Raw genomic sequence first — 11129 nt, 5'->3', positions numbered from 1 at the left:
CCATCCCCTGGGCCAACCCCAGGGCGCGCTGGGCCCGGCGGCGGCCCTACCGGTACCCGCTGCCATACCCGAACCCCGGGGCCCCCCCCCGGGGCTCCCGGCCGCCGCACGGCACGCCGCGGTGCGCCGGGCGGGGACCCTGCCGACAAGCACGGCCAGCCCTGGCCGGTCACAGCAATCCGCTGCAGTCCGCAGCGATCCGCAGCAGTGAAGGAAGTCAGCACGATGACCACCGTCAACACCGGCGCGCCGGCGGCCGCCGGCGAACCGACCGGGCAGCAGCCCGCCGCCACCGTCCGTACCTCCCGCCCGTCCCGCACCGCGCGACTCCGTCGGGGGATAGTCATGGTGGCCGTGGTCGCGACCGGGGCGGGCGTGATCGGCCTCGGCACCGGCGCCGGCACCGCGGCCGCCGAGCCCGCCCCGGCGCACGCCGGGTGGGACGGCTCCAGGTACTGGTTCAAGAACAGCCAGGGGCAGTGGCGCTGGACCTCGCACTACAGCGTGTACGCGGCCCGCACCGGGGGTGGCTCCGCGTCCGCCGCCAAGGCCACGAGCACGCCCTCCGGTGGGATCCGGGAGGGCTGGGACGGCTCCCGCTACTGGTTCCGCAACAGCAAGGGCGAGTGGCGTTGGACCTCGCACTACGACATCTACCTGGACCGCACCGGCGGCGGCTCCTCGTCGGACTCCGCGGGCTCGGGCCACCACGACGACTCGGTCGCTGAGGACCGGGACGTCGAGACCGCGGTGCAGTTCGCCCTCGCCCAGCTGGGCGTACCGTTCCGCACGGCCGGCAACGGGCCGGACGGCTACGACTGCTCGGGCCTGGTGCAGCAGTCCTTCCGACGCGGCGGCATCGACCTGCCGCGCGTGGCCAACGACCAGTACGCGGCGACCACGCCGATCGGGGCGAGCCAGTTGCGCCGCGGTGACCTGCTGTTCTGGGCACCGGACGGGACCGCCCGGGGCATCCAGCACGTGGCGATCTACCTGGGCGACAACAGGTACGTCGAGGCCGCGCGGCCCGGGACCAACATCCGGGTCTCGGGGATCAGCAGCGGCTACTACCCGGCGTTCATGGGGCGCCCGTAGCGGGGCCGGACGCCGGCCCGTCGGGGGTGCCGGGTCCGTCCGGTGCCCCCGACGGGCGCCGCGCGGGCGGGTCCGGGTGCTCGCCGACGCGTGGTCGGAGGTCCGCGGGGCGGGGCAGGGCGCCGCGGGCGCCGAGGCCGGTGACGGCGAAGGCCCCGGCGGCGACGGCGGTGGCGGCCGCCTCGGACAGCGCGGCGCCGCGGGCGAGCGCGGCGGCCAGGGCGCCGCAGAAGACGTCGCCGGCGCCGGTGGTGTCGGCCACCCGGACGGCGGGGGCGGGCAGTCGGGCGGACGTTCCGTTCACGGCGACCAGCGCACCCTCGCCGCCGAGGGTGACCACGGCGCCCTCGGCGCGTCCGGCCAGGACCCGGGCGGCCTCGGCGACGTCGGCGGCGCCGGTGAGCTGGCGGGCCTCGACGGCGTTCGCGACGACCAGCGGGCGGCGTCCGGAGGGGCCGGCCTCCGGCAGGGACCCGGCGGGGGCGGTGTTGTGCAGCCAGCGGGTGCCGCCCGAGGGGCCTGCGGCGGGGAGGGCGGCGGCGGCCGCCCGGACGCATTCCGCGGGGACCTCGTTGCTGGTCAGGACGACGTCGACGGGGAGCAGGCGGAGGCGGGTGAGCGCGGCGGTGACCTCCTCCGGGGTGAGGTGGGCATTGGCGCCGGGTACGACGACGATGCTGTTCTCGCCGGACGGGTCGACCATGACGATCGCCTGACCGGTGGGCGCGTCCGGGTGGGTGAGCACGGCGCTCGTCTCGACCTGCGCGCCCCGCAGGTCGGCGAGCGCCGCCCCGCCCTCGGCGTCCCGTCCGACTTTGGCGACCAGGTGCGTCGCCGCCCCCAACCGGGCCGCGGCCACCGCCTGGTTGGCCCCCTTGCCGCCGAAGCCCCGGGCGGCGCCGGTGGCGAGGACGGTCTCGCCGGGAGAGGGGAGTACGGGGCAGCGGAGGATGCGGTCGGTGTTGACCGAGCCGATGACGACGACCCGACCGGCGGGAAGCAGCTTCATCGTTCCTCTGTACGCGGCGGAGCGCGGGTGGCGCAAGGAGGCGGGCGGTGACGGGCGAACGCGGGGGCGAACGCGGGGCGGGCACGGCGTGAGCACAGAGCGGGCACGGGGCGTGCACGCGGGAGCGCAAGGGTGCACGGGTTGGGGCGTGCGGAGCGTACGAGCGGGGCGCGCGCGGCAGGTCGACCCATTGGGCGCCCTGTGCTCCCGCCGTGGTGAAGGGGTGCAATTTTGATGTAGACCGGTCTGCATATTTCCGTCCACGGGCTCCTGACCTGGGCACATGCCGCTGTCACGAGGCAGACCGGGGCGCGGCGGCGGGCGCGTCGGAGAGGTATGGGGAGCGGCATGGCGCGGGTACCACCACGGGTGGCGCCGGTTCGACCGACGGGGGCGCTGCCCGGTGCGAACGGCACCGGGGGAAGTCGAGGGCAGGGGACGTTGTGATCGTCTGGGTCAATGGCACATTCGGGGCGGGCAAGACGAGCGCCTGCCGCGAGCTGGTGGAACTGCTGCCCGGGAGCGTGCTCTTCGATCCCGAGCTGGTGGGCTTCGGCCTGCGCCGGATGCTCCCGGCCGACCGGTTGGCGACGGTGTCCGACTTCCAGGACCTGGCGGCCTGGCGCCGGCTGGTCCCCGAGACGGCGGCGGCGCTGCTCGGTGAGGTCGGGGGCCCGCTGGTGGTCCCGATGACCCTGCTCAGGGAGGACTACCGGGACGAGATCTTCGGCGATCTGGCCTCGCACGGGATCACGGTGCACCACGTCGTGCTGGACCCTGAAGAAACGATCCTGCGCGACCGCATAGCCCACCGCGAGGAGTGCCCGGGCGATCCGCAGGGCAGCGAGCGGGTCCGCACCTGGTGCCTCGAACACCTGCCCCACTACCGCGCCGCCCGCCGCTGGCTGGTCGGGGACGCCCGGATGATCGACACCAGCGAGCTCTCCCCCCGGGAGACCGCGCACCGGATCGCCGAGCTGGTCCGGGTCGGCGCCGCCCGCTGTCCGATCGTCCAGACCCCGGACCCGACCGGGGACACCGTGGCCTCCGCCGTGCTGTTCTTCGACGAGCAGGACCGCGTGCTGCTGGTCGACCCGGTCTACAAGCCCGACTGGGACTTCCCCGGCGGCGTGGTCGAGCGCGGCGAGGCCCCCACCGACGCCGCCCTGCGCGAGACCGCCGAGGAGCTGGGCCTGCGCCTGGACCCGTCCGCGCTGCGCCTGCTCGCCGTCGACTGGGAGCCGCGCACCGGCCCCCGCCGCGGCGGCCTGCGGCTGATGTACGACGGCGGCCTGCTGGACGAGGAGGGCCGGCAGCACCTGCTGCTCCAGCAGGAGGAGCTGCGCAGCTGGCGATTCGTCACCCTGGACGAGGCCGGCGAGCTGCTGCCGCCGGGGCGCTACCGGCGGCTGGCGGCCGCGCTGGACGCGCGGCGGAGCGGCGAGCTGCAGTACCTGGAGGCGGGGAGCCGGGTGGCCGTCGGGCTGGCGAGCACGGCGGACGCGGCGTAGGGCCGGTAGGGCGGACGCGGCTGGTCGGTCGGTGCCCTCGGTCGGCGCGGGGCAGGGGCGGGAGGCCGGCACGGTGGCCCGTGGAACCCCATCCGGTGCACCTCCGGTGCGCCGTGCCGCGGTGGCGGGCGGGAGGATGGGGGCATGCCGTTCACGCTGAGCCATCCCGCCGCCGTCCTGCCCCTGCTGCGTGCCGCCGGCGCGCGCGGGCCCCTGGTGGCCTCGGCGCTCGTCGCCGGGTCGATGGCGCCGGACGTCCCGTTCTTCGCCGAGTCCCTGCTGCCCGGGGTGTACGGCCACGGCGGGCTGACGCACCGCTGGTGGGCGGTGCCGACGCTGGACGTGGCGGTCGCCGGCGCACTGGTGGCCGGCTGGCACGGGCTGCTGCGCGGGCCGGTGGTGGCGCTGCTGCCCGAGCGCTGGGCGGGCGGCGCCGAGGCGCTGACCGCCCGCCGGACTGCGGACGCCCGGGACTCCGGGGACACCCGGGGCCCCGCAGGCGTCGGGGCGGTCGGTGGCGCGGCGTGGTTCGCGGCCTCGGCGGCGATCGGCGCGGCCACCCACGTCGGCTGGGACGCGTTCACCCACGGGGGCCGGCTGGGGGTGCGGCTGCTGCCCGTACTGGACCGGCGGGTGGCCGGGGTCCCGCTGTACGAGGCGGTGCAGTACGGCAGTTCGGCGCTCGCCCTGGCAGCGCTGGGCGGCTGGGCGGTGCGTGCGGTGCGGGCCGTGGAGCCGGTGCGGCCGGCCGTGCGGCTCGCGCCCCGAACCCGTCGCGCGGCCGTCGCGCTGCTGGGCGCGGCGACGGCCGCCGGGGTGGTGCACCGGCTGAGCCCACTGCGGCGGAACCTGGTGCCGGAGGTCTGCTTCGGTGCCGGGGCCGGGCTCGCGGCGGGCGCGGTCGGGTACGCGGCGGTGCTGGCGGCCGCCCGCCGGCTGCGCGGCGGACGGCCGGACGCCGTCGGGCGGACTCCTCGGGGCGTCGCCCCGAAGGTCCGTCAGACGGAGCGCAGTTCGGCGTAGCGGCGGAGGAACAGCGCCTCGGTGAGGGCCATCCGCTCCAGCTCCTGCGGGTCGACGCTCTCGTTGACCGCGTGGATCTGGGTGGTCGGCTCCTCGACGCCGATCAGCACGATCTCGGCCTGCGGGTAGAGCGAGCGCAGGGTGTTGCAGAGCGGGATCGAGCCGCCCTCGCCGGAGGTGACCATCGGGGTGCCGAAGGCCTCGGCCATCGCCTCGCCCATCGCCTCGTACGCCGGGCCGCCGGTGTCGGCGCGGAACGGAGCGCCGTTGCCCTGGCGCTCGACGGTGAGCCGGGCGCCGAGCGGCACCTGCGCCTCCAGGTGGGCGACCAGCGCGTCCTGGGCGGCGTGCGGGTCCGAGCCCGGCGCGACGCGCAGGCTGATCAGGGCCTTGGCGGTGGCCTGGACGGAGGAGGTGGCGCCGATCACCGGCGGGGCGTCGATGCCGAGGACGGTGACGGCCGGGCGGGCCCAGAGGCGGTCCGCGATGGTGCCGGTGCCGGTCAGGGCGACGCCGTCGAGCACCTTGGCGTCGGCGCGGAACTGCTCCTCCGGGTACTGCACACCGGACCAGGTCTGGTCGGCGGTCAGGCCGGCCACCGCGACGTCGCCGTTCTCGTCGTGCAGCGAGGCCAGTATCCGGACCAGGGACTGGAGTGCGTCCGGGGCGGCGCCGCCGAAGGCACCGGAGTGCAGGTTGCCGGCCAGCGTGGTGACCGTGGCCTCGACGACCGTCATGCCGCGCAGCGAGGCGGTCACGGTGGGCAGGCCGGGGGCGAAGTTGCCGGTGTCGCCGATGACGATGGCGTCGGCGGTGAGCAGCTCGGGGTGGGCCTCGGCGTAGCGCTCCAGGCCGCCGGTGCCCTGCTCCTCGGAGCCCTCGACGATGATCTTCAGACCGACCGGGTAGGCGTCGCCGTGGACCTGACGCAGCGCCCGCAGGGCGGTCAGGTGCATCAGGATGTTGCCCTTGCAGTCGGCGGCGCCGCGCCCGTACCAGCGGCCGTCGCGCTCGGTCAGCTCGAAGGCGGGGCTGAGCCAGGCGGCCTCGTCCAGCGGGGGCTGGACGTCGTAGTGGGAGTAGAGCAGGACGGTCGGCGCGCCCTCGGGGCCGGGCAGCTCGCCGTAGACGGACTGGGTGCCGTCCGGGGTGTCCAGCAGCCGGATGCCGGTCAGACCCTCGGCGGCGAAGGCCTCGGCGACCCAGTGCGCGGCCTTCTCGCACTCCTCGACCGGGAACTGGCGCGGGTCGGCGACCGAGGGGAAGGCGACCAGCTCGGCGAGGTCGGTGCGGGCACGGTCCATCAGGGACCGGACGGCGTCGGCCAGGGGCTGTGACATCGGGGCTCCGAGGAGACGGTCCGCCCTGGGGTGGAGCGGGCGGAGGAGGTGGTTTGCGGTAGTGCCGATCATAGGCGGGCGGAACGGGGAGTTCCGAGGGAGCGGGGTGAGCGGGTGGCTCCGGTGCGGGGGCGGCGCGCTCGCCAGACGGGGCCGGACGCATAGGATTGCTCGACGTGACTGACTCCGGAAGCTCCGATTCCCGCAGCCCGCTCGACAGCCCGGCCGAGAACGGTCCGACCGACGACGCGGCCGCGCCGCTGGACGGCGTCTGGGACGTCGTGGTGGTCGGCGCCGGACCGGCGGGCTCCTCGGCCGCGCACGCCGCCGCGGCTCAGGGCCGCCGGGTGCTGCTGCTCGACAAGGCCGAACACCCCCGGTACAAGACCTGCGGCGGAGGCATCATCGGCCCCTCCCGGGACAGCCTGCCGCCGGACTTCCGGCTGCCGCTGCAGGACCGGGTGCACGCCGTCACCTTCGCCTACGACGGCAGGTACACCCGCACGCGGCGGTCCAAGCGGATGCTGTTCGGCCTGGTCAACCGTGACGAGTTCGACCTGCGCCTGGTGCAGGCGGCCAAGCAGGCCGGGGCGGTGCTGGTCACCGGAGTGACCGTCACCGGCGTCGAGCAGCGGGGCGGCGAGCACCGGACGGCGCTGGTGACGGCCGCCGACGGGCGGACCTTCGAGGCCCGTGCGGTGGTCGGCGCGGACGGCAGCGCGAGCCGGATCGGCCGGCACGTCGGCGTGACCTTCGACCAGATCGACCTCGGCCTGGAGGCGGAGATCCCGGTGCCGGCGCAGGTCGCCGCCGACTGGGCGGGCCGGATCCACCTCGACTGGGGCCCGCTGCCCGGCAGTTACGGCTGGGTGTTCCCGAAGACCGAGACCAGCAGCCTGACCGTCGGCGTCATCTCGGCGCGCGGCGACGGCGAGCGGACCAAGCAGTACCTCGCCGACTACATCCGCCGGCTGGGCCTGTCCGGGTTCACCCCCCAGGTCGAGTCCGGGCACCTGACCCGCTGCCGGGCCGAGGACTCGCCGCTCTCCCGCGGCCGGGTGCTGGTCGCCGGGGACGCGGCCGGACTGCTGGAGCCGTGGACCCGCGAGGGCATCTCGTACGCGCTGCGCTCGGGCCGGCTGGCCGGCGAGTGGGCGGTGAAGGTCGCCGAGGCGGGCGACGCGGCGGCGGTGCGGCGCGAGGCGCTGAACTACGCGTTCGCGGTCAAGGCCGGGCTGGGCGTGGAGATGCGCGCGGGCAAGCAGCTTCTGGGAGCCTTCGAGCGACGGCCGTACCTGTTCCACGCGGCGGTCTGCCTGGTGCCGGCGGCCTGGCGGGCCTTCGCCCGGACCACCCAGGGGCAGACCTCCTTCTCCCAGGTGCTGCGGCAGTACCGGGCCGCGCGGCGGCTGACAGCGATGGCCTCGCGGTAGCGCGGCCGTCGTGATGCGGGGCCGGTGCTCCTCCCCGGTGCGGGGAGGAGCACCAGCCCCGTGCTGCCTGCTGCGCGGGCTGCGCGGGCCCGGGTCGCGGCGGGCGTGTACGCGGGCCCGGCCGTGTACGTGGGCCCGGGCGGGGCCGGGCGGACTACTTGAGGCCGGTGTCCAGCGCGGACATCAGGGTGCCGGACGGGGTGTCGCCGGACATCTCCCAGATCATGCCGCCGAGCAGGTTCTTCGACTTGAGGTAGGCGGTCTTCTGCGCGATCGACCAGGCGTCGTCGAAGGTCCACCACTGGCCGCCGGCTCCCGTGTAGCCGTACGTCGCAATGGACTTGGGGTCGTGGTAGACCTTGAGGCCGGAGAGGCCGGTGATCAGGTTGTTGTACCCGCGGGTACCGGCCTCGTCGGAGAACTGGCCCGGTGCGGCGCCGTTCGCCGACTGCCAGGCGCCGTTCGCGCCGCCGTCCGCGACGCTCTGCCAGCCGCGCCCGTAGAACGGGAAGCCGATGGTCAGCTTGCGCGGGTTGACCCCGGCGTTCAGGTACGTCTGGACGGCCGTGTCCACGCTGAAGTGGGTGGTGTACGGGTCGTTCGGGTCCTGGTAGAGGTTGGAGGCGTGGCCGGTGCGGTTCGGCTCCCAGGAGTTGTCGCTGCCCGAGCCGTGGAAGTCGTAGCCCTGGACGTTGGCGATGTCCAGCGAGCCGAAGATCTTCGAGAGGTCCCAGCCGGCGGCGACCTTCGCCGGGTCGGCCGGGGTGAAGGCGGTGAGCAGCTTGTGCGAGCCGCCCAACGCGTCCAGCTGCTTGCGGAATTCGGCCAGCAGCAGGGTCAGGTTGCCCTTGTCGTTGGCGCTCCAGTGGTTGCCCGGGTGGCCGTCGCCGGAGCCGGGCCACTCCCAGTCGAGGTCGATGCCGTCGAAGATGCCGGCGGCCACGCCGTCGCCGCCGGCGCCGTTGTAGGCCGGCAGGTTGCCCTTGATCCAGGTGTCGATGCAGGACTTGACGAACTTCTGCCGGGACGCGTCGGTGGCGGCGGCGTCGGAGAAGTACTTGGAGTAGGTCCAGCCGCCGAGCGAGACGACCACCTTCAGGTTCGGGTACTTGGCCTTGAGCTTCTTCAACTGGTTGAGGTTGCCGCGGAGTTTGCCCCAGCCGTCGTCGGCCACGCCGTCCACCGACTGGTCGGCGCTCATCGCCCGGCCGTAGTCCGCGTCGGCGTCACCGGCGCCGGTGCCCTGGTCCGGGTCCTCCGGGTTGCCGCTGGTGCCCTTGGTGACGCCCGCCATGCAGGTCAGGTTGACCGGATCGATGTTCTCGAAGGCGTAGTTGATGACGTCGAGCTTGGCGGCGGCGCCCGAGGTGTCCAGGTTCTTGACGAAGTACTGGCGGCCGTAGATGCCCCACTGGACGAAGTAGCCGACCCGGGCGTACTTTCCGGCGCCGACCAGGTCCGAGGTGGTCACGGAGAGCGGGGCGGACGCGGGTGAGGCGTTGTCGGCGGGGTCCCGGGCCTTCACGGTGAAGGTGTAGGCGGTGGACGGCGACAGGCTGCCGACGGTCGCGCCGAGCGTGCTGCCGGTGACCGTGGCCGCCAGGGTGCTGCCCTGATAGACGTCGTACGCGGCGACCCGGACGTTGTCGGTGGCGGCGTTCCAGGAGAGCTTCACGTCCGTCGAACTGACCGCCGTCGCGCGGAGGTTGGTCGGTGCGGTGGGCGGTGAGGTGTCGGTGGACGGGTCGAAGGTGGACGCGGTGACGGACGGGCTGAGCGGGCCGGTGTTGCCGCGGCTGTCCTTGGCCCGGACGGTCAGGGTGTACGAGGTGGCCGGGGTCAGGCCGGTGACCAGGACGCCGGCGGACGCGCCGGAGGCGAGCACGGTGCCGCCGCTCAGCACGTCGTAGCCGACGACCGGGAAGTCCCCGCCGGTGGCGGCCGGCCAGCTCAGTGCGAGGGTGTGCGCGGTGGACTCGGTGACCGTCGGGGTGCCCGGCGCGGACGGCGGGACGTCCGCGGAGCCGTCGCACTTGTCACCGTTGATACGGCAGTTGAGCGGGGTGGAGACCGGCCCGTTGCCCACGAACCAGAAGCTGTACGGCTCGGTGGTGCTGTGGGCGTTGACGGTGGAGTTGTAGAACGCCGCCGTGGCGGTGACGTGCCGGCCGTTGACGGTGGCGGTGCCGTTGTAGCTGTTGCCGATGGTGACGCCGGCCGGGAGGTCGAACTCCAGGGTCCAGCCGCTCACCGCGGTGGCGTTGTCGTTGTGGACGATGTAGGTGCCCTGCCACCAGGAGCCGTTGTCGGCGGTGGTGAAGGTGGCGGTGAGCTTTCCGGCGGCGTTCGCCGGGGCGGCCAGCGCGGTGAGCGCGGCGAGGGGAAGGAGCAGGACGGAGAGCAGTGCCAGCAGTCTGCTGCGCACGCGCGGGCGCCCGGCCCGGGATCGAGCGGACATGGTTCTCCCTGTGGCTGTGGGGGTTGAACAGGGTGACGTAGAACCTTGGTTGATCCATTGATCCATTGATCCATTGATCCATTGATCCATTGATCCGTGTGCGATCGATGCCTGTGCCGTGGGGAGGCGAAGGCATGGGAACTGTAGGAGGACTGGACCAATGCGTCAACAGGTCTGTACCACTGATGGGCTCCCGGTCCCCGCTCCCGTCAGCTCGTCCCCGAGCGGGCTGCGCCGGTACAGCACCGAGCGGCCGTGCCGGGCCCGGGTGACCAGGCCGGTGGCGGCGAGAACGGAAAGGTGCTGGCTGACCGCGCCCGGGGTGACGCCGAGGCGGAAGGCGAGGTCGGTCGTGGAGGCGGGCTCGGCGAGCAGCGCGAGCAGCCGGGCCTTCGGCGCGCCGACCAGCGCCGCCACGGCCTGCGGCGGCACCGGCGCGCCCCGGCCGGCCAGCCCGGCCTGTCCGCGTGCCGGATAACTGATCTGCGGCGCACGGTCATTGCTGATCATCGTGATCGCGCCGCGGACGAAGAAGGTCGGACAGAGCACCAGGCCGCGCCCGTCCACGGGCGTCTCCACGTCCCCGTCCGTCCAGTTCCGGCTGATCGACAGGACGCCGTTCTCCCAGTGGAGCCGGTGGTCCAGGTCGGCGAAGAGGGCCGCCGCGCCGTGGTGGGCGAGCAGCCGGGCGCGGTAGACCAGGTCGGCCTCCAGAACGGCGCGGGCCTGCGGCCACCAGGTCGGGGCGAGGCACACCTCCCAGTACTCCTCCAGTGTGTCGGCGATCCGCGCCAACAGCCCTTCCGGGCGGGCGAGTCCGGCGGCGAGTGCGGCGGGCAGCGGTTGGCCGTGCGAGAGGAACGTCTGCTCCAGTTCGGCGCGCAACTGCTCCGGCGGGAACGCCCGGACGGTCGCGATCTCGGAACGGAACTCGGGGGAGGGGGAGGTGGGGCGCGGCGTCAGGAAGTCGGGGACGAAGCGGTTCTCGGCGACGAGCGAGAGCAGAAGACGGGAGTCCAGCCGTTCGAAGGCGGGCCTGAGCTGCTCGAAGGCCCTGGTCTGGAGGTGGTAGACGCCCGGGTGGGTCCACATCCGCAGGCTGAGCGCCGCCTCGTGGATCGGGGAGACGGCGAACCAGGTGGTGGCGAGGTCGGCCAGGCGGAGCGTGAACCGGTGCACGGGGCATCCTTCTGCGGGGAGCGGCCGGGGCGGGCAGTCCGGCTTCGGATTCAGCCAGAGCCTAAAGGAGTACTGGTCCGC

At 74.2% G+C, this 11129-nt stretch carries 8 protein-coding genes; 4 read left to right on the top strand and 4 right to left on the bottom strand.

The genetic code is table 11. The features are described 5' to 3' along the window. Positions 1-225: 225 nt before the first annotated feature. A complete protein-coding gene (locus ACWGJO_RS28260) occupies positions 226-1095 on the top strand; it encodes a C40 family peptidase (protein ID WP_452187974.1) in 870 nt (289 codons plus the stop codon). On the opposite strand, the gene ACWGJO_RS28255 is transcribed toward ACWGJO_RS28260, so the two are convergent. After that, positions 1079-2104: a PfkB family carbohydrate kinase gene (locus tag ACWGJO_RS28255; RefSeq protein WP_452187972.1), complete on the bottom strand. Its 1026-nt coding sequence runs from the start codon at positions 2102-2104 to the stop codon at positions 1079-1081. The genes ACWGJO_RS28260 and ACWGJO_RS28255 overlap by 17 nt on opposite strands. A gap of 443 nt (positions 2105-2547) precedes the next feature. Here ACWGJO_RS28255 and ACWGJO_RS28250 point away from each other — a divergent pair, with 443 nt between their 5' ends. Together ACWGJO_RS28250 and ACWGJO_RS28245 are read left to right on the top strand one after the other, a co-directional pair. After that, the gene (locus ACWGJO_RS28250; protein WP_452187971.1) at positions 2548-3615 is read left to right on the top strand and encodes an NUDIX domain-containing protein; all 1068 of its coding nucleotides are present in this window, start codon (positions 2548-2550) and stop codon (positions 3613-3615) included. Between the two features lie 144 nt (positions 3616-3759). Beyond that, entirely contained in the window at positions 3760-4638 is an 879-nt protein-coding gene (locus ACWGJO_RS28245; protein WP_452187969.1) for a DUF4184 family protein, read from the top strand. On the opposite strand, the gene ACWGJO_RS28240 is transcribed toward ACWGJO_RS28245, so the two are convergent. Beyond that, positions 4614-5978 (bottom strand): M20/M25/M40 family metallo-hydrolase, encoded by a 1365-nt coding sequence (locus ACWGJO_RS28240; RefSeq protein WP_452187968.1) that lies wholly within the window; start codon positions 5976-5978, stop codon positions 4614-4616. The two genes, ACWGJO_RS28245 and ACWGJO_RS28240, sit on opposite strands and share 25 nt — an antisense overlap. 176 nt (positions 5979-6154) lie before the next feature. Between ACWGJO_RS28240 and ACWGJO_RS28235 the strand changes: the two genes are divergently transcribed. Further along, entirely contained in the window at positions 6155-7411 is a 1257-nt protein-coding gene (locus ACWGJO_RS28235) for a geranylgeranyl reductase family protein (protein ID WP_387694410.1), read from the top strand. A 154-nt stretch (positions 7412-7565) separates the two neighbouring features. On the opposite strand, the gene ACWGJO_RS28230 is transcribed toward ACWGJO_RS28235, so the two are convergent. Continuing rightward, positions 7566-9869 (bottom strand): glycosyl hydrolase family 18 protein, encoded by a 2304-nt coding sequence (locus ACWGJO_RS28230; protein ID WP_452187967.1) that lies wholly within the window; start codon positions 9867-9869, stop codon positions 7566-7568. Between the two features lie 165 nt (positions 9870-10034). Further along, complete coding sequence (locus ACWGJO_RS28225) at positions 10035-11048, bottom strand: ArsR/SmtB family transcription factor (RefSeq protein ID WP_452187965.1); 1014 nt, start codon at positions 11046-11048, stop codon at positions 10035-10037. Positions 11049-11129 lie beyond the last annotated feature (81 nt).

The sequence above is a fragment of the Kitasatospora sp. NPDC054795 genome, from assembly GCF_053611565.1.
This window is presented reverse-complemented; position numbering and strand designations above follow the sequence as displayed.